The 25,258-nt window shown below is 52.2% G+C and carries 24 protein-coding genes and 2 tRNA genes; 15 read left to right on the top strand and 11 right to left on the bottom strand.

From position 1 onward, the window contains the following. The first annotated feature begins 10 nt into the window (after positions 1 to 10). Positions 11 to 634, top strand: a complete 624-nt coding sequence (rcsA, locus tag ACKLKD_RS15830) for a transcriptional regulator RcsA (RefSeq protein ID WP_025711136.1) — start codon at positions 11 to 13, stop codon at positions 632 to 634. 32 nt (positions 635 to 666) lie between these two features. Here rcsA and dsrB read toward each other — a convergent pair whose 3' ends face one another. After that, positions 667 to 858, bottom strand: a complete 192-nt coding sequence (gene dsrB / locus ACKLKD_RS15825; protein WP_012541227.1) for a protein DsrB — start codon at positions 856 to 858, stop codon at positions 667 to 669. A gap of 136 nt (positions 859 to 994) precedes the next feature. Between dsrB and ACKLKD_RS15820 the strand changes: the two genes are divergently transcribed. Then, entirely contained in the window at positions 995 to 1,216 is a 222-nt protein-coding gene (locus ACKLKD_RS15820) for a DUF2525 domain-containing protein (RefSeq protein WP_042929070.1), read from the top strand. Between the two features lie 308 nt (positions 1,217 to 1,524). On the opposite strand, the gene dgcQ is transcribed toward ACKLKD_RS15820, so the two are convergent. After that, a complete protein-coding gene (dgcQ, locus tag ACKLKD_RS15815) occupies positions 1,525 to 3,195 on the bottom strand; it encodes a cellulose biosynthesis regulator diguanylate cyclase DgcQ (protein ID WP_025711139.1) in 1,671 nt (556 codons plus the stop codon). A gap of 124 nt (positions 3,196 to 3,319) precedes the next feature. Further along, the gene (locus ACKLKD_RS15810) at positions 3,320 to 4,231 is read right to left on the bottom strand and encodes a DUF808 domain-containing protein (RefSeq protein WP_025711140.1); all 912 of its coding nucleotides are present in this window, start codon (positions 4,229 to 4,231) and stop codon (positions 3,320 to 3,322) included. A 183-nt stretch (positions 4,232 to 4,414) separates the two neighbouring features. On the opposite strand from ACKLKD_RS15810, the gene yedA reads away from it, so the two are divergent. Then, the gene (gene yedA / locus ACKLKD_RS15805) at positions 4,415 to 5,326 is read left to right on the top strand and encodes a drug/metabolite exporter YedA (protein ID WP_025711141.1); all 912 of its coding nucleotides are present in this window, start codon (positions 4,415 to 4,417) and stop codon (positions 5,324 to 5,326) included. On the opposite strand, the gene ACKLKD_RS15800 is transcribed toward yedA, so the two are convergent. The 4 genes from ACKLKD_RS15800 to drpB form a co-directional block, all read right to left on the bottom strand. After that, a complete protein-coding gene (locus ACKLKD_RS15800; protein WP_025711142.1) occupies positions 5,301 to 5,795 on the bottom strand; it encodes a very short patch repair endonuclease in 495 nt (164 codons plus the stop codon). The genes yedA and ACKLKD_RS15800 overlap by 26 nt on opposite strands. Beyond that, positions 5,776 to 7,176, bottom strand: coding sequence for a DNA cytosine methyltransferase (locus ACKLKD_RS15795; RefSeq protein ID WP_025711143.1), 1,401 nt, complete (start codon positions 7,174 to 7,176; stop codon positions 5,776 to 5,778). The genes ACKLKD_RS15800 and ACKLKD_RS15795 overlap by 20 nt, the downstream gene beginning before the upstream one ends. Before the next feature lie 76 nt (positions 7,177 to 7,252). After that, the gene (locus ACKLKD_RS15790; RefSeq protein WP_025711144.1) at positions 7,253 to 7,960 is read right to left on the bottom strand and encodes a phosphohydrolase; all 708 of its coding nucleotides are present in this window, start codon (positions 7,958 to 7,960) and stop codon (positions 7,253 to 7,255) included. Positions 7,961 to 8,002: 42 nt separating this feature from the next. Next, positions 8,003 to 8,284, bottom strand: a complete 282-nt coding sequence (drpB, locus tag ACKLKD_RS15785) for a cell division protein DrpB (protein WP_025711145.1) — start codon at positions 8,282 to 8,284, stop codon at positions 8,003 to 8,005. 538 nt (positions 8,285 to 8,822) lie between these two features. On the opposite strand from drpB, the gene ompC reads away from it, so the two are divergent. Then, positions 8,823 to 9,968, top strand: a complete 1,146-nt coding sequence (ompC, locus tag ACKLKD_RS15780; RefSeq protein WP_087805322.1) for a porin OmpC — start codon at positions 8,823 to 8,825, stop codon at positions 9,966 to 9,968. Positions 9,969 to 10,240: 272 nt separating this feature from the next. Here the strand turns inward: ompC and ACKLKD_RS15775 are convergent. After that, a tRNA-Ser gene (locus ACKLKD_RS15775) sits at positions 10,241 to 10,330 on the bottom strand. Between the two features lie 90 nt (positions 10,331 to 10,420). On the opposite strand from ACKLKD_RS15775, the gene mtfA reads away from it, so the two are divergent. The 5 genes from mtfA (at position 10,421) to ACKLKD_RS15750 (ending at position 17,801) form a co-directional block, all read left to right on the top strand. Then, positions 10,421 to 11,221 (top strand): DgsA anti-repressor MtfA, encoded by an 801-nt coding sequence (gene mtfA, locus ACKLKD_RS15770; RefSeq protein WP_165931779.1) that lies wholly within the window; start codon positions 10,421 to 10,423, stop codon positions 11,219 to 11,221. Positions 11,222 to 11,321: 100 nt separating this feature from the next. After that, positions 11,322 to 11,397: transfer RNA gene (locus ACKLKD_RS15765), tRNA-Asn, on the top strand. A 161-nt stretch (positions 11,398 to 11,558) separates the two neighbouring features. Continuing rightward, positions 11,559 to 12,809, top strand: a complete 1,251-nt coding sequence (locus tag ACKLKD_RS15760; protein ID WP_080924906.1) for a tyrosine-type recombinase/integrase — start codon at positions 11,559 to 11,561, stop codon at positions 12,807 to 12,809. A 634-nt stretch (positions 12,810 to 13,443) separates the two neighbouring features. Beyond that, positions 13,444 to 14,613, top strand: a complete 1,170-nt coding sequence (locus tag ACKLKD_RS15755) for an efflux RND transporter periplasmic adaptor subunit (protein ID WP_080896648.1) — start codon at positions 13,444 to 13,446, stop codon at positions 14,611 to 14,613. Further along, complete coding sequence (locus ACKLKD_RS15750) at positions 14,610 to 17,801, top strand: efflux RND transporter permease subunit (protein WP_080924907.1); 3,192 nt, start codon at positions 14,610 to 14,612, stop codon at positions 17,799 to 17,801. The genes ACKLKD_RS15755 and ACKLKD_RS15750 overlap by 4 nt, the downstream gene beginning before the upstream one ends. Before the next feature lie 54 nt (positions 17,802 to 17,855). Here the strand turns inward: ACKLKD_RS15750 and ACKLKD_RS15745 are convergent, their stop codons facing one another. After that, on the bottom strand, positions 17,856 to 18,275 hold the full coding sequence (locus tag ACKLKD_RS15745) for an Rrf2 family transcriptional regulator (RefSeq protein WP_020078429.1): 420 nt from the start codon (positions 18,273 to 18,275) through the stop codon (positions 17,856 to 17,858). Positions 18,276 to 18,386: 111 nt separating this feature from the next. On the opposite strand from ACKLKD_RS15745, the gene ACKLKD_RS15740 reads away from it, so the two are divergent. Further along, positions 18,387 to 18,761, top strand: coding sequence for a hypothetical protein (locus ACKLKD_RS15740; RefSeq protein WP_080924908.1), 375 nt, complete (start codon positions 18,387 to 18,389; stop codon positions 18,759 to 18,761). A 327-nt stretch (positions 18,762 to 19,088) separates the two neighbouring features. Here ACKLKD_RS15740 and ACKLKD_RS15735 read toward each other — a convergent pair whose 3' ends face one another. Then, entirely contained in the window at positions 19,089 to 20,033 is a 945-nt protein-coding gene (locus ACKLKD_RS15735) for an AraC family transcriptional regulator (RefSeq protein WP_075324496.1), read from the bottom strand. A gap of 197 nt (positions 20,034 to 20,230) precedes the next feature. On the opposite strand from ACKLKD_RS15735, the gene ACKLKD_RS15730 reads away from it, so the two are divergent. The 4 genes from ACKLKD_RS15730 to ACKLKD_RS15715 all read left to right on the top strand — a co-directional run bounded on the left by ACKLKD_RS15730 (position 20,231) and on the right by ACKLKD_RS15715 (position 23,290). Further along, the gene (locus ACKLKD_RS15730) at positions 20,231 to 20,974 is read left to right on the top strand and encodes an SDR family oxidoreductase (protein ID WP_080924909.1); all 744 of its coding nucleotides are present in this window, start codon (positions 20,231 to 20,233) and stop codon (positions 20,972 to 20,974) included. Between the two features lie 34 nt (positions 20,975 to 21,008). Then, a complete protein-coding gene (locus ACKLKD_RS15725) occupies positions 21,009 to 21,776 on the top strand; it encodes an SDR family NAD(P)-dependent oxidoreductase (protein ID WP_020078425.1) in 768 nt (255 codons plus the stop codon). Between the two features lie 35 nt (positions 21,777 to 21,811). After that, the gene (locus tag ACKLKD_RS15720; RefSeq protein WP_080924911.1) at positions 21,812 to 22,669 is read left to right on the top strand and encodes an SDR family oxidoreductase; all 858 of its coding nucleotides are present in this window, start codon (positions 21,812 to 21,814) and stop codon (positions 22,667 to 22,669) included. A gap of 63 nt (positions 22,670 to 22,732) precedes the next feature. Then, the gene (locus ACKLKD_RS15715) at positions 22,733 to 23,290 is read left to right on the top strand and encodes a flavin reductase family protein (protein ID WP_080896646.1); all 558 of its coding nucleotides are present in this window, start codon (positions 22,733 to 22,735) and stop codon (positions 23,288 to 23,290) included. 166 nt (positions 23,291 to 23,456) lie between these two features. Here ACKLKD_RS15715 and ACKLKD_RS15710 read toward each other — a convergent pair whose 3' ends face one another. Then, positions 23,457 to 24,362 carry a LysR family transcriptional regulator gene (locus ACKLKD_RS15710; protein WP_080924912.1) on the bottom strand — a complete coding sequence of 302 codons (906 nt, stop codon included), beginning with the start codon at positions 24,360 to 24,362 and terminating at the stop codon, positions 23,457 to 23,459. Between the two features lie 141 nt (positions 24,363 to 24,503). Between ACKLKD_RS15710 and ACKLKD_RS15705 the strand changes: the two genes are divergently transcribed. Beyond that, on the top strand, positions 24,504 to 25,258 hold a 755-nt coding region (locus tag ACKLKD_RS15705), incomplete at its 3' end, for an aromatic alcohol reductase (RefSeq protein WP_420061978.1).

The following is a 25,258-nucleotide window of genomic DNA, read 5'->3' as shown; positions in this document are numbered from 1 at the left end:
AGGATGGGTCATGTCAACGATGATTATGGATTTGTGCAGCTATACCCGGTTGGGATTAACGGGATACCTGACTAGCCGGGGTATAAAAAAGCAGGATATCGTTGAGGTCCGTGCAGTCACAGAACTGCAAAACCACTGCGCGTCGGGTCGTCCGGCGGTAGTCTTTCTTAATGAAGACTGTTTCGTGCATGACGATGAGAGTAATACAATTATCCGTCAGATCATCATGCAAAATCCGGCCACGCTGTTTGTTATCTTTATGTCGCTGGCAAACATCCATTTTGACCGTTATCTACGGGTACGTAAGAACCTGTTGATCAGTTCAAAATCGATAACACCAAAAGACCTTGATGTCATTCTGGTTAATTATCTCAAATGCAAAAATAGCAGTCTGGGGCAGTTAAATTTACCCACCTTGTCATTGAGTAAAACAGAATCAAATATGCTGCAAATGTGGATGGCCGGACATGGGACAACGCAAATTTCAACGCAAATGAACATCAAAGCAAAGACAGTATCATCCCATAAAGGCAATATTAAAAAGAAAATCCAGACGCATAATAAACAAGTTATTTACCATATCGTTCGACTCACCGAAAACATCACTTCAGGTATTCAGGTGAATATGCGCTAAAACAAACTGGCGGTGATGCCGCCAGTCCGGTTTTACGAGGCTTCTTTTTCAACGAAGATCCCATCCGGGTGTCCTATTTCATTGAAAAACCAGATCCCGAGCGGATAGTCTTCCAGCGAAACCAGATACATCGTCCCTTCACTAAACGACTCAATTGCCAGTACTACGCCCGACCGACGTGGACCACCGTCGGTCTTCACTGTCACACGATCGTTCACCTGCATAATTCATCTCCTCTATTTTTCAGCCAGTGTAGAACAAAACCGCGCAACTCGCAGCGTCGTGGCCAGTGACTGGTGTTTTTTTAGACCGGCTATACTTAAAGTGGCGTGAGCAACGCTCAGCGAGTGGGGGGTAATGATGAAGAATCGATTGACAGGCCAGGTCGCGGATGACGTAGAGGTCAATGCGGATGCCCTGCTGGCAGCGATTAATGAGATCAGCGAAAGTGAGGTTCATCGCACTCTGGATGACCCGCAGCGTGCCAGTATTGACGGCCGTGGCGCGCATACCTGGCGCGAACTGGCGGAGGCATTCGAGCTTGATATTCACGATTTCAGTGCCAGTGAAGCCAACCGCTAAACGCGGTTGAAAAAAATCCCGACTCGCAGGAGTCGGGATCAAACTTGCTAATGCAAGAAGCACTTGAAAATTCGTTACACCGAGAAATCCGATGCGTTGAAACATTATCCTCAATTATTTTGCATGACAAGCGATATTCATGACGCAAATTATTGAGGATGTAGGCGCTTTGCCACAGACAAGCCTGCAAGGCTGATGCTGGAAGGGTTCGTCGCAAACCGGTTTCATTCGATAGCGCGATTGCCCACCCTCACTTTAAGATAATTCTCATTTTCCCCATCAGGATCGAAACGTTTTCTTCACACATCTCAACGAAAACAGACTTGATTGCGCCCATTTTGCTTGGCCTGGTAGAGTCGACGATCGGCAACCGACTGTAAAGCTTCAAACTGATACTCCCCCTGCTCTTCGCTGGCGCTCACCCCTAACGAGGCGCTGACCCGCAGCGTCACGTTATTATGTAAAAAGATCTCCCGGCCCTGAATACGCAGACGTAACCGCTCCGCCACCGCCGCCGCTTCCCGCAGCGTGGTATTCGGCAGCACGATACAAAACTCTTCTCCACCTACGCGGCCCAGTAGATCACCCTCACGGACAGTGCTGGCCAAGGTACTGGCCACCGTGGACAGCACTCTGTCGCCCGCCTGATGACCATAGCGATCGTTAATGCTCTTGAAGTGATCCAGGTCGAGCTGGATCACCGCCAGCGGCCGTCCACTGCGCTGGCAGGCGCTGGCTACCGCCATCGCTTGCTCAAACAACGCCCCGCGATTGAGCAGGCGAGTTAAAGCATCATGCCATGCCTGCCATTCCAGGGAGGTCTGCAGAACGCTCATATTGCGGACCATGCGGCGGATCACCAGCCAGGAAAGCAACAGCATCAGCGTAAAGAGGATCCACATCAGGGTCAAAGCGATGGTGATGGTGCCAAAATTGCCTCGCACGCCTTCCCGCAAGGTATGCACCCGCAGCAGCACGCCGTCGAAATTACGCAATTTTGACCAGCTGATATAGCGTGTCAGCAGACGCAACCCGCCCTGATTATCATGGGCAAACGCGCGGCTGAGCAGTTCTTGTTCCCGCGGTGACAGCAACGTGAGGACATTTCCCGGTGCGGAAGAAGCCAGCAGGTTCAAATGGCTATCATAGAGTTGATACTCCCCCTCTTGTCCTCCCTGCATGGCGCTGACCAAAAACGCTTTTATCTCATTGACTGAAAAATCCATCGCCAGCACGCCGCGCCAGTAACCGGCAAAATCCAGCGGTATCGAAGCGGTGACCACCTGCTCTTCCAGCTGCGGGTCATCATCAGGAAAGGTTTGCCAGATGACGCCTCGCCCGGGATTATTCCGCTGGGTCTGGCGGGTAAACCAGAGGGCATTGACGGCTTGCGAATAATGCGCCCTCAGCTGCGCCTCATCCCTGAGCGGCAGGGTGGAGGTGAAAAAGCCGCTGCGGGAGATATACTGCATCCGTTCAGCGAAATCGCGGTCATGCTGCGTCAGATTCAACAGATAGCCCAGCTCAAGCGTGGCCATCAGTTCATCCGCCGCCAGCGGATCGTCCGCTAACAGCATAGGATTGTTGCTGACGACACTGCCCGAAACGCCAAACACCGGCAGCGTTCGGCGATTTGGCAGCGCCACCCGCCAGGCCTCCAGACGGCGCTGACTCAGATAGCGCTGGCTGGCCTTACGCAATACGTCGATATCGAGCGGCTGTTCGAGAGCAGCCTGCATCCCGTGACGAAAAAACATCATCCTGTCGATGTTGAACTGCAGCAGTCCATCCATTTCATGCGCGACGTTCGCCAGGTTGTTACGCTGGTTAGCCACGTAGGCCTCTTCCAGGACGTTGATTTCACGCCAGATCAGCAGCGTGGATAAAAGCAGCACCACGATAAAGCACACATTGACCACATGTGAAGGACGAGTCAGATGATGAAGCTTTTTCAACGTCAACCGCAGTGACTTATCCATCATTTTCTCGCAGTACGTTCCGCAAACCAGACCCTATCCGCGTCCCAGGCGCTTTGGCCTGCGGGCGCACTAAAACGCCAGGCATCTCCGGCGCAGCGTTTTCAGGAGTAGACAACACGACGCGTTATTTCAGGGACTGACGCAGACGGCTAACTGCCTTCACTCCCGCCAGAACCACCGCACCAATGATAAAACCCAGCACCAGATTGGCGATGACCGGCAGCGAGGAGGCCAGCACCCCACCCATACCCGCGCTCCAGTGCTCAATGGCATGATGCAGCGGCGCGATGCCGTGAACCACAATCCCACCACCAACAAGGAACATGGCGAGCGTGCCGACGATAGAGAGCACTTTCATCAGTCGGGGAGCCACGGCTAATAATCCTTTGCCCAACCATTGCGCCAGCGCGCCGCGCTTCTCCACCAGCCAGTATCCCATATCATCCAGCTTGACGATCACGCCCACCAGGCCGTACACCCCGATGGTCACCAGGATGGCGATACCGGAGAGGATCAGGATCTGATTGAGCAGCGGTGCTTCCGCTACAATGCCGAGGGTAATGGCGACAATTTCCGCAGACAAAATAAAATCGGTGCGAATCGCCCCTTTGACTTTGTCACGCTCAAAGGCCAGCGGATCGCGCTCCGCCAGCGCTTCAAGGCGCTGCTGCCGCCGTTCGGGATCCTCTTTGTGTTTGCGCGCCTCCAGGCTGTGAAGCACCTTCTCCACCCCTTCGAAACAGAGAAACGCCCCGCCCAGCATTAATAATGGCGTAATCGCCCAGGGGATGAAGGCGCTGATCAACAAAGCCAGTGGTACCAGGATCACTTTATTAACGAACGACCCTTTTGCCACCCCCCAGACTACGGGCAGTTCGCGATTCGCGCGCACCCCGGTAACCTGTTGGGCATTGAGAGACAAATCGTCGCCCAGCACCCCTGCCGTTTTTTTCGCTGCGACCTTGCCCATCACAGAAATATCATCCAGCAACGTGGCGATATCATCGAGTAACGTTAAAAGACTACTTCCTGCCAAAATGATTTTCCTTCTCTTTTCATCAATGTCTCCCTCGAGTATGCGTTAAAAAACGGCCGGTGCCCAAGGTACAATTAGTCAATATAAATTTAACAAATTCGGGCAAATTAAGCGCTCGCCAGCACGATCGTTTTCACGTTTACTATATGTCCCCTTTCTATCTCTGCACCGTCGTGAGGAAGTATGTCTACCCGTCAGCTGTTACCGCTTATCGGGGCGCTGTTTGCGCTGTATATCATTTGGGGTTCAACCTATTTTGCCATCGCCGTCGGCGTCGCCAGCTGGCCGCCGCTGATGATGGCCGGCATTCGCTTTCTCTCGGCCGGCGTGCTGCTGCTGGGCTGGCTACTGGCCACCGGTCATAAACTGCCGGCATGGCGGCCGCTGCTTAACGCTGCACTTATCGGAATTTTGCTGCTTGCCGTCGGCAACGGCTTCGTCACCCTGGCTGAACATCAACATGTACCCTCCGGCATTGCGGCGGTGATGGTTGCTACCGTTCCGCTGTTCACCCTGTGCTTCAGCCGCTTTTTCGGCATCGCCACGCGAAAACTGGAGTGGCTGGGCATTGCGATTGGCCTGGCGGGTATCGTGATGCTAAACAGTGGTGGCAATTTAAACGGCAATCCCTGGGGGGCGCTGCTGATCCTGATCGGCTCATTAAGCTGGGCGTTTGGTTCGGTTTACGGGTCGCGGATCGTGCTGCCGACCGGCATGATGGCGGGCGCTATTGAGATGCTCGCCGCCGGGATCGTCCTGCTGGCCGCCTCATGGCTGAGTGGCGAAACCTTAACCCAGGCGCCCTCCTGGTCAGGGATTGCCGCTCTGGCCTATCTGGCTATCTTTGGCTCGCTTATCGCCATCAACGCCTACATGTTTTTAATCCGCAATGTCACCCCGGCGGTAGCCACCAGCTACGCCTATGTTAATCCGGTGGTCGCGGTTCTCCTCGGCACCGGCTTCGGTGGCGAGAGTCTGTCACTCATCGAGTGGCTGGCGCTGGCGGTGATTATTTTCGCCGTGGTGCTGGTGACGCTGGGGAAATATCTCTTCCCCGCCCACAGCGAGGCTACCCCTTGTAAGGTGGCGAAGTAAGCGCCAGCTCGCGGATCCCCTGCGTGTCGATCTGCGCGTCGTGCCCGGCGCCGCAGATCCATTCTTCCAGACGCTCAGTGAGCGCCTTATCGTCCAGCTTCAGACGGCCGCGCAGGGCGCATTCCCAGATGATCAGCACCCGCCAGCCCTGCTCTGCCAGCTGTTGCCGGTCGCGGGCGTCGCGCGCCACGTTGCCGGCGATTTTATCCAGCCAGAACGTCGTCCGGGTGGCCGGTACTTTAAACAGATAACAGTCATGGTGATGCCAGAAACAGCCGTGAGTAAAGATAACGCAACGGTAGTCGGGTAACGCGAAATCGGGGCGCCCCGGCAGCGCACGCGCCTGGGCAACAAACGTGAAACCCGCCTGGGTGAGAAGGCCCGCTATCCGCTTTTCGATTGCCGTATCGCGCGTGGCGATAGCCCGCATATTTTTACTGCGGGTGGCTTTATCGTGAACATCCGCCATCGTTATCATCCGCTTCACGACGCGCCACTGCCTGAGCGATGCGCGGCGCCAGGAGTCTCGCCACCGCGGCAAAGACCGGAACCACCACCGAGTTGCCGAACTGACGATAGGCCTGGGTATCCGATACCGGAATGCGAAAACGCATCCCCTGCGGCGATTCAAAGCCCATCAGCCGGGCACACTCGCGCGGTGTCAACCGGCGAGGCCGCCGCAGTTGATTTTGCGGATCGTCGAAATGCGTCTCACCCAGCGCCCGGTCCCAGCCGCGATCGACAAGAATTTCGGCACCATCTTTATAGTAGCGGGCAGACAGCGTCCGGGCCACACTATGGGGATTGCTGGGATCAACCAGGCCATAACCAAAGCCATTGCCCCGCGCCTGGTGCTTGCGGGCATAACGATAGAGATATTTCCACAATACCGTGGTGAGGATAAATTTCGCATCGACCGTCGGCTCCAGCAGCTCGCCAAACGTTGGCCTCACCGACGGATAGAGCGCAGCGATGTCGCGCAGGGTAAATCCTTCATGCAGCTGCAGATCGCGACGAAAACCCACCAGCACAATGCGCTCGCGGTGCTGCGGTAAAAAATGACGCCCATCGATCACCTTCGGGTCATCCGCTCCGGTATGCCCGGCATCGGCCACCTCATAACCCAGCTCATCCAGCGTCTGCATGATGATGCGGAAGGTACGTCCCTGATCGTGACTTTTCAGATTTTTAACGTTCTCCAGCACAAAAATGGCTGGCTGACGGGCAGCGATAATTCTCACCACATCAAAAAACAGTGTTCCCTGAGTTTCGCAGGCAAAACCGTGGGCGCGGCCCATGGCATTTTTTTTGGACACCCCGGCGAGGGAGAAAGGCTGACAGGGAAAGCCTGCCAGCAGCACGTCATGCTGAGGGAGGGTCTCGCGGATATGCTGTGCCGCCTCTTCGTCGCTGACCTCAGGACGATGGCTGAGAGTGATATCGCGGATATCTTCATTAAAGCGATGCTGCTGCGGGTCGCAGTACCAGTTGGCCTTATAGGTACGCACGGCATGCTTGTTCCACTCGCTGGTAAAGACACATTGCCCACCGATAGCTTCAAAACCGCTGCGGATCCCGCCAATGCCGGCAAAAAGATCGACAAAACGGAACGCATAGTGCGGATGATGGACCGGCGGCGAGGGCAGCAGCGTCGCCAGATGGGCGATCTCCTGCGGACGTAAACGTTCCGCCACGCGGTTAAGCGTCACCACTCGCTTGAGGATCGCCGCACTCCAGTGCTGCTCCCCGACGCTTATCAGCTCGGCGACCAGCGTTTTCACATCGTAGATCGTCATTAACTGACGCAGCAGCGCCTGAGCCTCTTCACTGGCCTGCTCCGTCAACGACAACGACTTGTTTTCCTTGATTAACTTTTGTGGCATATCCTCAACCAGCGCGGACGATTTTTGCAGAGAGTACCATAAATCACGGGTCGGTTGACGCCTGCGGTGCAAAGCGGCGTAAAACCGCTTCATCCAGCGCCAGCGGCTCGCCCTGCAGCTCCGCGCTAAGCTTGGCCATAAATTCGACGAGAAAGCGCGCATTATGCTCGGCCATCGCTCTGCCTCTGACTGTTTGCATGCTTTCCGGCAGGCGCAGGAGTTTGCACTGGAAATGGTCGAGGGCATATTTTCTGTCATCCAGCGCCCGCTGGTCGGCAAAGGGATCAGCGGCATCAAACAAGATGGTGTTCAGCGCGCCGGAGACGGCGAAGACCCGCGCCAGACCAATCGCCCCCAACGACTCAAGACGGTCGGCATCCTGCACAATCTTCGCTTCCAGCGTCCGGGGGGAAATAGACGCGCTAAAGCTGTGCGCTTCAATGGCATGACTGACCGCCGAATAACGCTCTGCAGGAAAATCGGCAAACGACGACTGCAGGATAGCGAGCGTCTTCTCGGCGGCCATCATGGAGGAGCGGCTTCGCTCGGGATGATTTTTTGGCAGACTGACGATGTCATGAAAATAGCAAGCCGTCAGCAGCACCAGTTGGTCAACATCCTCCCCTGCGGCCAGTTGAGTGGCCGTGGCCCAGACGCGACGAAAATGGGACAGATCGTGCGCGGCATCATCCTGCGTGTGATGCGTGAGTATCCAGTGCTCAAACCGTTGCTGCCAGTCAATCAGGTCCATAGGCTTTCCTCTCTATAAAGGTCAGCCTCGAGCATAGCAACTTTACCGCTGATTATCCTGGCCACCGCGGGACGGTCGGGTATACCAGACGACCGCGCCGAGTATCGCCCCAATGCCCCCGAGAACCAGCATCCCCAACAGCGCACCCAGCCATTTCCCTGCCGTGGTTCCAAAATCGCCGTCCACGCTGGCGCCGGGAACGCTCTGAATTTTTCCGACCACCCACCAGTAACGCACAATGACCCAGATACAGTATCCGCAAAAAGCATACAACGCCCATAACGCGAGCTTCCCTCCGGGGCTGCGTTTTGCCTGCTCTTCCATCTCTTTCCTCTCCGTGACACAACACACTACCGCCACCAAAAACGTGACTAACATCACATTATACCGCCAACCTGCGTCACAGGCAGCAGTTTCATCTTCGTCTTCTGCGCCTTCTCGCGACTTATGCTGCCAATGCGCACAGGCTGAAGAGATGTCTTTATTATCTCCTGTATGCTTAAAGCTATTCATTCCTTAAATAACGCAAGCTGAGTTAATAATTTCCTGGTTATTTCCATTCACGAAAAATAAATTTCCATAATGAATAATGCCTTTGACTATAATTTATACAATCCATTTCATAACATTAACAACATCTAACCAATGTTCCAATAAAGCATTGCTATATAATAAGATAATAAATCTTGCACAAACATCCAAATTTAATATAAAGAACCACATGGAAATAATTAGAAATATTTTACATTATTTATTTACATATTTTATTTTAAATAAAGGTGAACTTAGTCGTTAGTATCGGATCGTCATTCCGGAGGGTTTGTCATAATTCATAGCAATTATTATTAAAAGGGAATATATAATGAAAAGAAAAGTACTGGCACTCATGGTACCGGCACTCTTAATGGCCAATGCCGTTAACGCCGCGGAAATCTATAACAACAACGGCAACAAACTGGACCTCTACGGTAAAGTCGACGGCCTGCATTACTTCTCTGACGACACTTCAGAGGACGGCGATCAGACTTATGTTCGCTTTGGTCTGAAAGGCGAAACACAAATTGCCTCAGAATTAACCGGCTACGGTCAGTGGGAATACAACATTCAGGCAAACACCACCGAAAAAGAAGGCGCGAATTCCTGGACCCGTCTCGGCTTTGCCGGTCTGAAGTTTGCCGACTGGGGCTCACTGGATTACGGTCGTAACTACGGCGTAGTTTACGACATCGAATCCTGGACCGATATGTTGCCGGAATTCGGCGGCGATACCTACACCCAGACCGACGTCTACATGACCGGCCGTACCAACGGCGTGGCCACCTATCGTAACAGCGACTTCTTCGGCCTCGTCGATGGCCTGCACTTCGCCCTGCAGTATCAGGGTAATAATGAAAACGCCGGTTCTGGCGAAGGCACTAATAACGGCGGTGATCGTAAACTGGCGCGGGAAAATGGCGACGGTTTCGGTATCTCCAGCTACTACGATCTCGATATGGGCATCAGCTTCGGGGCAGCCTATTCGTCTTCTGACCGTACCCATAACCAGCTGGCAGAAGCTCGTAGCAGCCAGCGCTACGCCAATGGCGATAAAGCCGATGCCTGGACCGTCGGGGCGAAATATGACGCCAACAACATCTATCTGGCCGCCATGTATGCAGAAACCCGCAACATGACCTTCTACGGCAACGATAGTTTTGGTGGGATTGCCAACAAAACGCAGAACTTCGAAGTGGTCGCGCAGTATCAGTTTGACGACTTTAATTTACCGCTGCGTCCGTCTGTCGCCTATCTGCAGTCGAAGGGTAAAGATCTCTACACCTATTCCCGCTACGGCGACAAGGATCTGGTCAGGTATGTTGACGTGGGCATGACCTACTACTTCAACAAAAATATGTCCACCTATGTGGATTACAAAATCAACCTGCTGGATGAAGACGACCGCTTCTATAAAAACAGCGGTATCGCGACCGATGACATCGTCGCCCTCGGTCTGGTCTATCAGTTCTAATCCCCCTCTAAGCCCGCGCTCAGCGGGCTTTTTCTTACTCCCGCTCCGTTGAGATCACTCTTTTCAACATTGCCGCTTTCCAGGCGCACCTTCCCTCTTTATGATGCGTTTAAGCTCGTTCGGGCAACATTCAGCGGTAAGGACACAAAAGGATAAGGCGCGCAGGCGTTTTACGCTGAAACCAGGACGATGATGATGGCGATACCCCAGCCCAGGCGTTATACCTGAAGCTAACGGAGTCATCGAAGGGGAATGGTCTTACGAGGAAAAAGTGGCGGAGAGAGGGGGATTTGAACCCCCGGTAGAGTTGCCCCTACTCCGGTTTTCGAGACCGGTCCGTTCAGCCGCTCCGGCATCTCTCCGCTGTGATGGTTGCTATAATGCCAGGATCTTTGGCATTTTAATAGCACCTGTTTCGGTAATCGTGTTCAAGTGACGACTTTGCGAGCAATATGATGTTTAAATGGCCCTGGAAAGCAGATGATGAGTCCGGCAACGCAGAGATGCCCTGGGAGCAAGCGCTTGCCATTCCGGTTTTAGCCCATCTTTCGCCCTCTGAGCAGCAGAAGCTTACGCAGATGGCTGCCCGTTTTTTACAGCAAAAGCGGCTGGTGGCCCTGCAGGGGCTGGAGCTGACTCCGCTGCATCAGGCGCGCATTGCTATGCTCTTTTGCCTGCCCGTTCTTGAACTTGGCATTGAGTGGCTGGACGGTTTCCATGAGGTCCTGATCTACCCTGCCCCGTTTGTGGTCGATGACGAATGGGAAGATGATATTGGACTGGTTCATAATCAACGGGTAGTACAATCGGGACAGAGCTGGCAGCAGGGTCCAGTGGTGCTGAACTGGCTGGATATTCAGGACTCGTTTGATGCCTCAGGCTTTAACCTCGTGGTGCATGAAGTGGCGCATAAGCTTGATGCGAGAAACGGCGATCGGGCCAGCGGCGTGCCTCTCATCCCGCTGCGCGAGGTTGCTGGGTGGGAGCACGATCTCCACGCGGCGATGAACAACATTCAGGATGAGATAGACCTGGTGGGAGAGAGTGCAGCGAGCATTGATGCCTATGCGGCGACCGATCCTGCGGAATGTTTTGCCGTGTTATCAGAATATTTTTTCAGCGCTCCCGAATTATTTGCGCCTCGTTTCCCGGCCCTGTGGCAGCGTTTCTGCCAGTTTTACCGACAGGACCCGCTAATGCGTATTCGTGAGAATGGCCTGCAGGATGAAGACGAACGGCGCATTGTACACTAAAACAACGTGTTGAACTAAATTTAGCCATTTGAATCAGCGTGTTAATTTTAGTGTTGACACAAAAATGCGGGGCCAGTAGTATGCGCCTCGTTCACACGATTCCTCTGTAGTTCAGTCGGTAGAACGGCGGACTGTTAATCCGTATGTCACTGGTTCGAGTCCAGTCAGAGGAGCCAATTTCCTGTTTTCATGCATCCTTGCGAATCATTATATGATGTTGGTTCAACAGGTTAGCGTGAAAACTCTTCCCGGTGCATTTTGATTTTACCCTCCGCATCGGGAAAAATTGGTGGTCAAATCTGGGGTCAGGTTAGTTCGATAATGGAGTGACCCCCATATGTCCCTTACCGACGCGAAAATCCGCACTCTCAAGCCTTCTGATAAACCCTTTAAAGTCTCCGATTCCCACGGTCTGTATCTGCTGGTCAAGCCGGGTGGCTCACGTCACTGGTATCTCAAGTACCGTATTAACGGTAAAGAATCCCGCATTGCGCTGGGTGCCTATCCTGCCGTCTCCCTGTCTGATGCGCGACAGCAGCGTGAAGGTGTCCGTAAAATGCTGGCGCTGAACATCAACCCGGTACAGCAGCGGGCTGCTGAACGTGGCTCACGAACACCGGATAAAGCTTTTAAAAACGTGGCGCGGGCGTGGCATAAAACTAACCGGAAATGGTCGCAGAACACCGCTGACCGTCTGCTTGCCAGCCTGAACAATCACATCTTTCCGGTTATCGGGAACCTGCCTGTATCAGAACTTAAACCCCGTCATTTCATTGACCTGCTGAAAGGGATCGAGGAAAAAGGTCTGCTGGAAGTTGCGTCCCGCACGCGGCAGCACTTGAGTAACATAATGCGCCATGCGGTCCATCAGGGGTTAATCGATACTAACCCGGCAGCAAACCTTGGCGGCGTGACCACACCTCCTGTCAGACGGCACTATCCTGCCCTGCCACTGGAGCGGCTGCCTGAACTGCTTGAACGTATTGAGGCATATCATCAGGGCCGCGAACTTACCCGGCTTGCCGTCCTGCTGATGCTGCATGTGTTCATTCGCTCCAGTGAACTGCGTTTCGCCCGCTGGTCAGAGATTGATTTCACAAACCGGGTCTGGACGATACCCGCGACGCGAGAACCCATTATTGGCGTGCGTTATTCCGAGCGCGGGGCCAAAATGCGAATGCCGCATATCGTCCCCCTCTCAGAACATGTCATCGCCATTCTGAAACAGATTAAAGATATCACCGGTAATAATGAACTGGTCTTCCCCGGCGACCATAACCCGTATAAGCCAATGTGTGAAAACACGGTCAACAAGGCATTGCGGGTGATGGGCTACGACACAAAAAAGGATATCTGTGGCCACGGCTTTCGGGCGATGGCATGCAGTGCGCTGATGGAATCGGGTTTATGGTCAAAGGACGCAGTAGAACGCCAGATGAGTCATCAGGAGCGCAATACCGTGCGCATGGCTTATATTCACAAGGCAGAACATCTGGAAGCCCGCAAGGCGATGATGCAGTGGTGGTCCGATTATCTGGATATATGCCGTGAAGCCTACGTTCCACCATATTTCCTTATCAGAAAATAAAGCATTACGCCAGATAGTTCATGAATTATCTGGCGTAACAAATCAACCCCATATCGGCGTCAATTGATATGGTTTTTTTAGTTTAAATCCCATGACTGCGAAGGAGTAATGACTCCTGTAAGGTATTTGCCTTTGAAAAAGGCTATTGCGGATGTTCTCTACAGAACATTCCATAGTCTTAAAACGGCCGACAAAGGAAAACTCTAAGAAATGCAGATCAGGCTCCTGACGTATCGAACACGCTGCTGGTTTAGGGCGAGAAGGTACTCGGCTATTAACTTGACGTGAACATTACTGTGTTTGCTTCCCAGCCCCACTCATTCTCCCGGTAAAACCGGAATGTTATCAAGACTGATTAAATAGCAAATAAAAACAACTTTCTCGTGAAAGATTGCATTCACTTTAACGGAATTGAAAACATCACACGCAAAATATCATGTAACTTTCATGGTTTCATGTAATAAGCTAACTCATGTCCCTTGTAAAGTTACATGAGTTTATCTTTCCGATGCGAGTTTGCAACGTCTTATGGTGCGCACACATCACAAAGTAACGCAGGTAAACGCTGTGACATGTAGGGGCCAACAAACAACTTAACTTTACCTTTATAACCACATGATTTTTGGAATGATTTATGACTGTATCGTTCAAACTTCGCATGTTGTGCTTAACCGGTACACTGGCTGTCATCGGGCTGTTCCTTTCAAAACAGAGCGTCATACCCGGCGCGTATGCACTTGAGACATCAAACTTTAAAACGGTGCGAACTACGTCCGCAGTTGTTCATACGGTAAACGACTGGGTCGAATTCTCGGGAAAACTGGAAGCCACCGATGAGGTCACTGTACGTTCAAAAGTTACAGGCTCGATTGTGGATGTTAAGTTCAGGGATGGTCAGTTGGTCAGGAAAGGCGATATTTTATTTATTATCGATCCAGCCCCTTATAAGACTGAACTGGCCCGGGCTCGTGCAGCATACGCGCAGGCAAAAGCGAAGCAGGACTTGGCATTGCTGGATCTGTCCCGGGGTAAAAAACTTATCGGGACCCATGCTATCTCACAGCGCGATTATGACGTTCTGAACAATGCCGCCCGGGAATCGAAAGCAGCCAGGGAGATTGCCGAAGCTGAGGTCGAGAGCGCCAGGCTCAGCGAAAGCTATACCCGGATCACCGCACCGGTAACTGGCCGTATTTCCAGAGCAGAACTGACAGTCGGTAATCTGGTCGCAGCCGGTATTGACAGTCCGGTTCTTGCATCCATTGTTGCTCTTGATCCCTTGTATGTCGCTTTTAATGCGGATGAACGAACCTATCTTAATTATATCGACAAGCTTTCAAATAAAGACAAACCTGAAGTGCTGGTAGGACTGGCCGATGAAAAAGATTATCCACATAAAGCCATTCTTCATTCTGTGGATAATCATCTCAGTACTGAAACCGGCACTATCAGGATGCGCGCACTTCTTGATAATCCAACATCAAGGTTGCTTCCCGGTTTACAGGCTCGGGTCAGACTCCAGGCAAGCAAATCTTATACAGCAGTAATGATTGACCAGACACTGATCCGCACCGACCAGGACAGACGCTATGTTCTGGTAGTCGGAAACAATGACAAAGTTGAATATCGCCCCCTCGAACTGGGAAACAGACAGGGGGAACTGATTGTTGTGAAAAAAGGCCTCAATAAGGGTGACAGAGTTATTTCCGATGGGGCGCAGTTGGTCAGTCCCGGTGAAACAGTCGTTGTCAGCAAAGACGAATCCCCTTCTTCAAAATCCCGGGAAGGAAATAAGTCATCATGAAAGTATCAAAATTCTTTATCGACAGGCCGGTTTTTGCTGGAGTACTGTCTGCGTTGTTCATTCTGGCAGGGATTATCGCCATATTTCGTCTACCGGTATCGGAATACCCACCGGTTGTCCCCCCATCCGTTATCGTTCATGCCCAGTATCCTGGAGCCAATGCCACTACGATTGCACAGACGGTTGCAGCTCCAATAGAGGAAACTGTGAACGGCGTAGAGAATATGCTGTATATGCAGTCACTTTCAAATGAGGATGGCAATCTCTATCTGACAGTGACCTTCAAACTGGGCACAGATCCCGATCAGGCTCAGCAATGGGTGCAGAACCGGGTGTCGCAGGCTCTGCCCCGGTTACCTGAAGATGTCCAGCGACTGGGTGTCACAACGAATAAAAGCTCGCCGAATATCACACTTGCCGTTCATATGATATCGCCTGATGGCAGATATAACGATAATTACATCAGTAATTACGCCATACGTAACATCAAAGACCAGCTCTCGCGTATTGAGGGAGTTGGCCAAGTATCAGTATGGGGCCCCGGTGGTTACGCGATGCGAATCTGGCTTAATCCTGATGCTATGGCTGCTCGCGGACTGACGACATCAGATGTCGCCTCTGCTATCCGTGAACAAAACGCCCAGTCACCAGTGGGAAGCGTTGGCGCAGCCCCTATGGCGGAAGAAACACCGTTACAGTTGTCAGTTAATGCCAGCGGTCGGCTTAAAACGGCTGAAGAATTTGGCAACATTGTGCTTCATGCCCGACAGGATACCAGAACGACATTATTGAAAGATGTCACCCGTATTGAACTGGCCGCTGAAAATTATGCCATGCGTACTTACCTGGATAAAAAGCCTGCGGTAGCGCTGGCCATACAGGAGTCTCCGGGCGCAAATGCTCTGGAAATTGCCTCACGGGTAAGTCGCACAATGGAAGAGCTGAAAAAACAGTTCCCCGAAGGACTGGATTACCAGATAGTTTACAATCCAACCAAATCAGTCAGGGCGGGTATAGAAGCTGTGCTTCATACTCTTTTTGAGGCCATACTCCTCGTGGTACTGGTTGTTTTTCTTTTCCTCCAGACCTGGCGCGCCTCAGTCATTCCTCTGCTGGCTGTTCCCGTTTCGATAACCGGCACAATGGCATTTCTGTACCTTTTTGGGTTTTCAATCAATGCCCTGAGCCTTTTTGGCCTCGTCCTGGCTATTGGCATTGTCGTTGATGATGCCATTGTTGTTGTTGAAAATGTAGAAAGAAACATAGAAAGAGGCATGACGCCATATCATGCCGCCTGCAAGGCTATGCAGGAAGTCAGTAGTCCCATTATTGCGATCGCGCTGACGCTGAGTGCCGTATTTGTTCCGCTGGCTTTTATGAGTGGCCTGACCGGGAGGTTTTATCAGCAGTTTGCAGTGACAATAGCAGTTTCAACGATTATCTCCGCTATTAACTCCCTTACGCTCTCACCGGCTCTCTCTGCCATGCTGCTGAAGTCACGTGATTCAGACAGCGACTGGCTTACGCGCATTATGCATCGTAGTTGTGGACGGTTCTTTACTGTTTTCAACCGCCTGTTCAACAGTAGTGCCAGGCGATATGAAAAAGGTGTTGGCGCGCTTGGCCAGCGCAAGATTCTGATTATGGTGATTTATGGCATTCTGCTGGCAATTACGCTGTTACTGGGCAGGTCTGTACCTGGGGGGTTTATCCCTGCTCAGGATAAAGAATACCTTATCAGTTTTGTGCAGCTTCCTGCTGGCGCATCATTGTCCAGAACAGACCGGGTACTGGAAAAAATGAATGAAATAGCACGAAGTGAGCCAGGAGTATCTTCCACATCTTCTTATGCTGGATTGTCTGTAAACGGCACCACCACAAGCCCTGGTTCCGGTCTGACATTTGTCCTCCTCAAGCCTTTTGAGCAACGGCCTGGCATCAGCGCAGATGATGTTGCCGCCTCTCTGAATGCCAGATATCAGTCACTTCCTGGCGCAGATTTTGCGGCCGTTTTCCCGGCACCACCCGTTATGGGTCTGGGTTCCCTGGGGGGATTCAAATTGCAGCTTGAAGACAGAGGAAATATCGGTTACGACGGAATGGCCGAAGTACTTCGACGCTTTCAGGCAGAAGCAGCTAAATCACCTGTGCTGACGCCACTTTTTTCAACATACCAGAATAATTTTCCACAAATTAATGTCGATATTGACCGTAATCGCGCCAAACAACTTGGGGTGAACATCAGTGATATCACCGAGACATTACAATCCTATCTTGGCTCATATTATATAAATGATTTCAATATAATAGGTCGTGTATATCAGGTAAGAATGCAGGCCGACGCAGAGTTCAGGGCGACCCCGGAGGATATACTGAAACTACAGACCCGAAATGCCGATGGCAATATGGTACCGCTGTCTGCCATAGCCCGTATTGAGCCGACACACGGTCCTGAGCTGGTTACCCGTTATAACGGTTTTACAGCGGTCGATCTTAGTGGCGCTCCTGCTCCAGGCTATTCTTCAAGTCAGGCGATGGAAGAGATTGAACGTATAGCGATGAAAACACTTCCACCCGGCGTAGAGTATGAGTGGACAGACCTGACCTACCAGCAAATTCTTGCAGGCAACAGTGCCGTCTGGATTTTTCCACTCTGTGTATTATTGGTATTCTTGGTACTGGCTGCCCAGTATGAAAGCCTTACGCTCCCTTTGGCTGTCATTATGATTGTCCCAATGAGTATCCTTTCTGCACTTACCGGGGTGTGGCTGACTCATGGGGACAATAATATCTTTACGCAAATTGGATTTATCGTCCTGGTCGGGCTCGCATCTAAAAATGCCATTCTTATCGTTGAATTTGCCCGTGAACTTGAGCTTTCAGGTAAGTCTGCCTTTAACGCGGTGAAAGAGGCATGCCGTCTCAGGCTGCGTCCAATTCTGATGACCTCACTGGCTTTCATCATGGGTGTAATCCCCCTGATGGTATCGCATGGAGCAGGCGCTGAGATGCGTCAGGCAATTGGGATATCAGTATTCTTTGGCATGCTCGGCGTCACCCTTTTTGGCTTGTTTATGACCCCCGTGTTCTACCTGTTAGCCCGACAAATATCAGGGAAACCACTGCACTCGGCCACTTTACCGGACGCGCCTGAGGAACAGCCGATAACAGAACAGGCTTCAGACTAAAATTTATGGTGACCTTTCAACAGCCGGACATTATATGATGCCCGGCTGTTGAATTTATTTATGTTTAAGGACTTCCGGCACAAGCTTATCAAGGGTAAGTTCAGCAAAGCGGTTCGTAATCAGACGTCTCGCCTCTTCAAGCGTATCACTTATTTCATTGTTAACTGCATCCTCTATCTGGCATTTGTCATGTTCAGTCGCCCAGCCTATTGAAAAAAGTTCAGTGCTGCCAATAGCGTGGAAAACCTGAAGGAGAGTGATGTCTCCGAGAGGTTTCTGGAGTGTCCAGCCACCTCCATGCCCTTTTTCAGAATGAATGATACCCGCCTGTTTGAGCCCCTGGAAAAGGCGTCTGACCACAACCGGATTCGTATTGATCATCGAGGCTATATCTTCGGAGGTAACGGGATCGCGGATTTTATCCATATGTATCAGCACGTGTAATGCACGGGACAGCCGGTGGTCTTTTCTCATTTTTTATCCTGTTTTCTGCGAAGTTGCTTATGAAACTTTCGTTGTTGCATAAGTGGCGCGATTTCATGTATCTTATACTATTACATGAAATCCATACAGAGAGTATTTTTTATGTCATTCGATAATGTGTTAGAACAGTTATGGGTCTGCCTCGTCATTGCACTGATGTCCAGTTGCATTTCAATCACCGTCACGCAGCAGGAAATGTTTCGCCCGTTGCGTGAATGGATGGTCAAAAAAAATGCCATGATAGGCTACCTGTTCAGTTGTTTTTATTGTTTCAGTCACTGGGTGGTTTTTGCCGGTGTTGCAATTTACAGGCCCGTTCTTGTTCATTCCGGATTCTGGTTAATTGACCTTGCGGTTACGGCATTCTTTACCATCGGTTTAACGGCTATGTTCAGCGGGATCATTCTGAAAGTAATGAGAAACGCTATCGCCAAAGCAATTGAAGAAAAAGAAATGAAAGACAAGCTGGGTTTGTAAATCGAACGGAGCCTGAAAACCTGGTGATGAAAACAGGACGGTTAGCCCGGCAATCTGCGCGTATAAATGGCACTACTGCTTTACGCTTTCGCACCAGGTTTTGCGATGTTTTTACGTTCGTCTTCCACGCAGTTCACAGAGGTACGGGTACATACTGGTTCTGGCTGCCGGTGTTGATGTGCCGGCAGGTGTAGCTGACATTTTTGTTACGAAAGAAAATCCCACAGGTTATTCAGATAACCTTCATATCAGCATGAACTGTTAGCGTCCTGGCGTCTCAGTCCGGTTTACAGTGAACATTTGCGCATGAATATCGACAGTTGCAGATTAGTGTGTCGATGTCGCTGCTTCGAGTTGCGCAGGTTCCATCAGTGCGAATGCCGTGCGCATTTTACGTGTCTCCTCTCCGGGACTGCGACCAAACAGTCTTTTGAACTCCCGATTGAACTGCGACGCACTTTCGTAGCCGACCCGAGCTGCTGCCCCTGCTGCAGTAACGTTGTCCCGTATCATCATCAGTCGCGCCTGATGAAGACGTACTGACTTGATGTACTGAATGGGAGAAGTCGCCGCCACGGCTTTGAAATGCGCATGAAAAGCCGGAACGCTCAGGCCAGCTTCGTGCGCAAGTGAAGCCACATCCAGTGGACGGGCGTAATCGAGGTGGATACGCCGTAACGTACGTGCAATACGTCCAAAGTTGCCATGGCAGGCCAGCGCAGCACGAATGGCTCCGCCCTGTTCACCCAGCAGCACACGAAAAATCAGCTCCCGCACAATCCCCGGCCCCAGAACCCGCGCTTCAAGTGGTGAAAATAATACCTTCAGAAGACGAACTGTCGTATCTGCCAGCGTGTCGTCAAGTGGTGTGGAGACAATGCCAACGGGTGAACCTGATGCAGTGGCATGGTGATCGACAGCCATAACCAGGTCTGCCACAGCTGTCATATCCAGCCGAATGGACACAGCAAGAAAAGGTTCTGCCGGGCTGGCATCTGTCTCGCTTGAAAATGGCAGAGGTACTGACAGCACCAGGTAGTGCAAAGGGTCGTAGTGGTAAACCCTGTCAGCCAGGTAACCTCTTTTGTGCCCCTGACAGACAATAACAATGCCTGGTTCGTACAACACGGGGGTACGCCCCAGCGCACCGTCAGCACGCATCAGACGCACGCCATCCAGCAACGTACGGGTGTGACCTTCATGTGGGGCGAGCTGGCAAATCATAGCCGCCATTTCGGACTGTTGAGATATGGAGGGCAATCTTTCTGGCATACATCAGACCTGCTAACTGAATTTAATGATTATATTTTCACTCCCTGCATGCTTAAAAATCAATAAAGAAAATAGGATTAGGCAATGATGCAAGAGTGTCAGGCCTGTCGTCGTATGTGCCCTCTCTTTATGATACCTGCCTGTTTGATATTCCAATGACATTCCCTGTCCCGCCCGGTGACAGGCAAGGAGGAGTGATGAAAACAGTGGTATCAGAAACGTCTAAGGTGGTCATTCTTACCGGTGCCAGTAGTGGTATAGGTGAGGCCACAGCCCGTCATCTTTCCAGTAAGGGGCATCATTTGTTTATCGGTGCCAGACGTATGGAAAAACTGACCGCACTGGCGACAGAATTGCGGGCAATGGGGGGTAATGTTGATGCCATGGCAATTGACGTCACGCAACCAGAAGATTTGCAACGCATCGCAGCCAGGGCGCTGGAGAAGCACGGACGCATTGACGCGCTCATAAATAACGCTGGCGTTATGCCACTCTCACCGCTGGCAGCGTTGAAGGTCGAAGAGTGGAACCGCATGCTGGATGTCAATGTTCGGGGCGTTCTGCACGGAATAGCCGCCGTCCTGCCGATCATGCAGGAGCAGGGTTATGGCCACATCATTAATATTGCCTCCACAGGCGCGTATACGGTCTCGCCCACAGCCGCTGTCTATTGCGCCAGCAAGTTTGCCGTGCGCGCTATTTCTGACGGACTGCGACAGGAGACCGACGCGATCCGGGTGACGCTGGTCAGCCCGGGGGTGGTCGAGTCAGAACTTGCCGATCATATTACGGACGAAACAGCCCGGACTGCCATGCGCGAATTCCGGCGCATCGCCTTACCTCCGGAGCCCGTGGCGCAGGCAATCGCCTATGCCATCGAACAACCCGCTGGCGTTGATATCAGCGAACTCATCGTCCGCCCTGTGGCCAGTCCTCATTAACCGTAAACATGTTTTCATTTATTCAGGAGTGTTCATGTCAGAGTCAGGCTCTTTTTCCAGGGCTATGCCCTTTGCAGGCCGTGTTGCGATTGTCACCGGTGCCGCCAGCGGTATCGGCCTGGCGACCGTCGAACTGTTGCACCGCCAGGGCGCTCGTATCGTCGCAGTTGGCCGGGGGGATAATGTCAATGCGCTAGCACGTGAAGGCATTGTCCCCGTTGTCGCCGACGTGACTCAGGAAGCCAGTGCGGAACTGGCCGTGCGGACTGCAACAGAACAGTTCGGTCGCCTCGACGTCTTAATCAACAACGCTGGCATCATCATCAACCAGCCCGTGGCAGAAATGACGCTCAGGGAATGGAACCAGGTCATGGCTGTTAATGCCACGGGGGCATTCCTTTTTTCAAGGGAAGCCATGCGCCCAATGATGGCGGCAAAATCGGGTGCAATCGTTAATATTGGTTCTTACGCCTGTTATCAGTCTTTTCCCGGTATCGCCGCCTATGCAGCCTCCAAGGGGGCGCTGGCACAGTTAACCCGCACACTCGCGCTGGAGGCTATCGCTCACGGTATTCGTGTTAATGCAGTCGGTTCCGGAGATGCGGTGACAAACATCACGAATACAATCCAGCCCGACGGGCAGGCATATCTGGCAGAGCATGGTCGTAAAGCGCCTGTTGGTCGTGCAGCCCACCCCGATGAAATCGCAGAAGTAGCAGCCTTTCTGGCGTCAGACAGGGCCAGTTACATTGTCGGCGCAGTGGTTATGGCCGACGGTGGCATGAGTGTCGCCATTCAGTGATGCAATTCATTTTTCAACAACAGGAGTCTTCATCAATGCAACAACAAACCTCCCCTGCAAAAGTCTGGTTTATCACCGGCGCTGCTCGTGGTATTGGCCTTTCACTGGCACGCCAGTTACTGGCGCGAGGCGATGCCGTAGCCGCAACCTCCCGCACCCTGACCAGTCTGCGTCAGGCATTCGGCGACGATAACGCGCGACTGCTGGCGCTGGAGGTGGACCTGGTGAACGAAGCCAGCGTTCAAAAAGCCATCGACAGCACCATTGCCGCCTTCGGGCGCGTTGACTGTGTGGTCAACAACGCAGGCTACGGCCAGCAGGGCACCATTGAAGCATTAACCGACAGCGAATTGCGTCGCAATTTCGATGTTAACGTATTTGCTCCCCTGCATGTACTGCGCCATGCCCTGCCGCATATGCGTACGCGGCGCAGCGGCCATATCTTCAACGTGGCGTCGATCGTGGGCTTTCAGGGCGGTTACGCGGGCTGGGGCAGCTATGTCGCCAGCAAATTCGCACTGGCCGGTCTGACCGAAACCCTGGCGGCCGAACTGGCCGAGCTGAACATCAGAGCCACAGTGGTTTATCCAGGACCGGTGCGCACCGGGTTCCTGTCAAAGGAGACGCTGGTCGTGGCCCAGCGCACAATCTCTGATTATACCGAAGCTCAGGCCTCGCTGGACCTCCATCTGAACGGTCTGGACGGCAAACAGGCTGGCAATCCTGATAAAGTCGCTTCTCTGATACTGCAGGCGGCCAGTGCTGACACCCCACCCGTGCATCTTTTTGCAGGTAAGATTGCTAACACCCTTGCTGAACAAAAAATGCATGCAGTGAGTCAGGACATTGATGTCTGGCGAAGTGCGTCAGATGCCACGGATTTTGAAGAGTAATACCCCATTCACCGGGGACATGTGAACCACACTGTCCCTGATTTGCTTTCTGGAGGATATCTCATGCATGACAGCCTGCCTGCGGAGAAAGCGTACCGTATTCTTGAAGCTGGTCCCGTTATTCTGGTATCCACGAGGGGGACAGATGGCCGAACGAATCTGATGACCGCAGGTTTTCACATGATGATGCAGCATGCCCCACCGCTGGTCGGTGTGATTATCGGCCCCTGGGATTACAGCTATCAGGCGCTGTCAGATACAGGGGAATGTGTTCTGGCTGTACCGCCAGCCGGGATGGCAAAGACCGTTGTGGACATCGGTAATTGCTCGGGGGAAACAGACGACAAATTTTCGCGTTTCGGCCTGACGCCCGTCGCCGCGCAATCGATCAGTGCGCCTCTGGTAGATGAATGCCTGGCTAACCTGGAGTGCAGAGTGGTGGATGACCGCCAGGTGCGGCTCTATAACCTGTGGGTGCTGGAAGTTCGGCGGATTTGGCTTGACAGCGCATGGCAGGAACTGCGCCTGCTCCACCATCAGGGCGATGGCCGTTTCAGTGTCGACGGAGAGATGCTTGACCTTAGTGACAGGATGGTAAAATGGCGCGACCTGATGAACTGAATGTTGTTCCATTCTGACTACAAGCGCTTGCTGGCAATACATCACCGGTAAAAGCCGGTAATGTATTGTCATGAAAAAGGACGCAGGTCTTGTGATCCATCCCGTAGCAGGATCTGACGGCCAACAGAATGAAAATGTACGCTAAAAAGTTAACTCTCTTTTTACTTTACTGACGATTATCCGGGTGACTTAACATCGTTCTGCTCCAGTCATAAAAAGCGCGAACTGACGGTGGTATATAACGGCTATAGGGGTATACCAGGGATAGCGGTAATTTAGAGGTGCTGTTCTCCAGACAGGAGACCAGTTCCCCGCTTTGCAGGTACGGCATAGCCAGATAACTGGCGACACGGATTAACCCAACCCCCTCTATCCCGGCCTGAATATAGGCATCGGTATCGTCAACGATTAGCACCTCTCTCATACGGATCGCCCGATCCCCACCATCAAGGGTAAAAAACCATTCAGTTGTGCGTCCGGTGCGGTGATTCAGATAGCCAACCGCGTGATGCTTTTCCAGTTCATCCAGTTTTTGCGGCTTGCCGAAAGCATCAATATAAGACGGCGCGGCCAGAACGACCCAGGTAAAACCAGGCAGTGGGCGGGCAACCAGGGTTGTTGAATCTTCGATCCTGCCAGTACGGATCACGCAGTCATACCCTTCCCTGATGATATCCTCAACATTATCGCTTGAGCACAGCATCACTTCCAGCCCGGGGTACTGGCGGAGAAACGACGGGAGCCCGGGGATAATGCAATGTCGGGCGAGGGAATGGGGCATCCCCACTTTGAAACGGCCTCCTGGCTGCTCAGATCGGGTGGGAAAAGACGACTCCATGGCCGCAATATCCGTCAGGATCCTTTTGCATTCGTCGTAGTAGCGCAGGCCCTCCGCCGTGATGCTGAGTTTGCGGGTAGTACGCTGCAAAAGCTGGATACCAAGCCAGGATTCCAGCTCCCGGATAACCCTAGAAACCGTAGAGCGTGGCAGACCCAGCACTTCTGCCGCTCTTGCAAAGCCATGAGTTTCCACCACGCTGACATAGACCTGCATTGCTGCCAGTTTATCCATCCTACCCTCTTGCCTGTAGATATTGATTATCCCGTCAGAGCGAACAGTCTAACTCGGTTTAGGGATCTTATCGAACGTACATCATCGCCCTACACTTTCTCCTGGACACTGAACACGGCTAAAATAGTATAAGGAACTAACATGGCAGAGCATAAATTACACTCAGGTGAAAAAATACTGGTGCTGGGCGCAGGACAACTCGGGGCGGCTGTACTGCAGCATCTGCTCCCCGCAGTCTCTCAGCGAGAAGGCACTGTGTGCGTTATCGTTTCGCCTCGTGCCAGGGATGAACAAGGTCAACTGCGCGCTTCCACGCATCAAAAATATGTGGATGCCGAAGCAAAATTAATCCCTCTGGACATCGCCAACAGCACGATGGACGCCCTGAAGGATCAGTTTAAAGAGTTTGATACCGTTATCAATTGTATGGGGTTTGTTGCAGGCGCAGGCACCCAGATAAAAATTACCCGCGCAGTACTGGAAGCCGGAGTTAACCGCTACTTTCCATGGCAGTTTGGTGTTAACTACGATGTCGTCGGCAAAGGCAGCGGCCAGCCGGTCTGGGACGAACAGTATGATGTAAGAACATTACTGCGAGAACAACACAACACCGAATGGATCATTATCTCCACCGGTATGTTTACCAGCTTTCTCTTCGAGCCTGCATTCGATGTGGTGAATTTATCCGCACGGACTATCAATGCGCTGGGGGGATGGGACACACAGGTTACAGTAACTTCTCCGGAAGATATCGGCCGACTCACCACCGACATTTATCTACATCAGCCGCGTATTGCCAACGAAGTGGTGTTTGTTGCAGGAGAAACGACTTCCTATGGTGAACTGGCAGAAACGGTCGAGCGAGTGACACAACAAACCTTTGTAAAAAAGGTTCT

The organism is Klebsiella sp. 10982 (assembly GCF_048589245.1).
GTDB classification, from domain to species: Bacteria; Pseudomonadota; Gammaproteobacteria; order Enterobacterales; family Enterobacteriaceae; genus Klebsiella; species Klebsiella quasivariicola.
The sequence above is the reverse complement of the archived record's forward strand: the minus strand, read 5'-3'. Positions and strand labels throughout refer to the sequence as shown.

Coding starts and splice junctions, on each gene's coding strand:
- ACKLKD_RS15800 (WP_025711142.1), bottom strand. CDS start 5,795: ATGGCGGATGTTCACGATAAAGCCACCCGCAGTAAAAATATGCGGGCT.
- ACKLKD_RS15735 (WP_075324496.1), bottom strand. CDS start 20,033: ATGCCAGAAAGATTGCCCTCCATATCTCAACAGTCCGAAATGGCGGCT.
- dgcQ (WP_025711139.1), bottom strand. CDS start 3,195: ATGGATAAGTCACTGCGGTTGACGTTGAAAAAGCTTCATCATCTGACT.
- ACKLKD_RS15745 (WP_020078429.1), bottom strand. CDS start 18,275: ATGAGAAAAGACCACCGGCTGTCCCGTGCATTACACGTGCTGATACAT.
- mtfA (WP_165931779.1), top strand. CDS start 10,421: ATGATGTTTAAATGGCCCTGGAAAGCAGATGATGAGTCCGGCAACGCA.
- ompC (WP_087805322.1), top strand. CDS start 8,823: ATGAAAAGAAAAGTACTGGCACTCATGGTACCGGCACTCTTAATGGCC.
- yedA (WP_025711141.1), top strand. CDS start 4,415: ATGTCTACCCGTCAGCTGTTACCGCTTATCGGGGCGCTGTTTGCGCTG.
- ACKLKD_RS15755 (WP_080896648.1), top strand. CDS start 13,444: ATGACTGTATCGTTCAAACTTCGCATGTTGTGCTTAACCGGTACACTG.
- rcsA (WP_025711136.1), top strand. CDS start 11: ATGTCAACGATGATTATGGATTTGTGCAGCTATACCCGGTTGGGATTA.
- ACKLKD_RS15750 (WP_080924907.1), top strand. CDS start 14,610: ATGAAAGTATCAAAATTCTTTATCGACAGGCCGGTTTTTGCTGGAGTA.
- drpB (WP_025711145.1), bottom strand. CDS start 8,284: ATGGAAGAGCAGGCAAAACGCAGCCCCGGAGGGAAGCTCGCGTTATGG.
- ACKLKD_RS15710 (WP_080924912.1), bottom strand. CDS start 24,362: ATGGATAAACTGGCAGCAATGCAGGTCTATGTCAGCGTGGTGGAAACT.
- ACKLKD_RS15760 (WP_080924906.1), top strand. CDS start 11,559: ATGTCCCTTACCGACGCGAAAATCCGCACTCTCAAGCCTTCTGATAAA.
- ACKLKD_RS15790 (WP_025711144.1), bottom strand. CDS start 7,960: ATGGACCTGATTGACTGGCAGCAACGGTTTGAGCACTGGATACTCACG.
- ACKLKD_RS15730 (WP_080924909.1), top strand. CDS start 20,231: ATGAAAACAGTGGTATCAGAAACGTCTAAGGTGGTCATTCTTACCGGT.
- ACKLKD_RS15725 (WP_020078425.1), top strand. CDS start 21,009: ATGTCAGAGTCAGGCTCTTTTTCCAGGGCTATGCCCTTTGCAGGCCGT.
- ACKLKD_RS15715 (WP_080896646.1), top strand. CDS start 22,733: ATGCATGACAGCCTGCCTGCGGAGAAAGCGTACCGTATTCTTGAAGCT.
- dsrB (WP_012541227.1), bottom strand. CDS start 858: ATGCAGGTGAACGATCGTGTGACAGTGAAGACCGACGGTGGTCCACGT.
- ACKLKD_RS15720 (WP_080924911.1), top strand. CDS start 21,812: ATGCAACAACAAACCTCCCCTGCAAAAGTCTGGTTTATCACCGGCGCT.
- ACKLKD_RS15740 (WP_080924908.1), top strand. CDS start 18,387: ATGTCATTCGATAATGTGTTAGAACAGTTATGGGTCTGCCTCGTCATT.
- ACKLKD_RS15820 (WP_042929070.1), top strand. CDS start 995: ATGAAGAATCGATTGACAGGCCAGGTCGCGGATGACGTAGAGGTCAAT.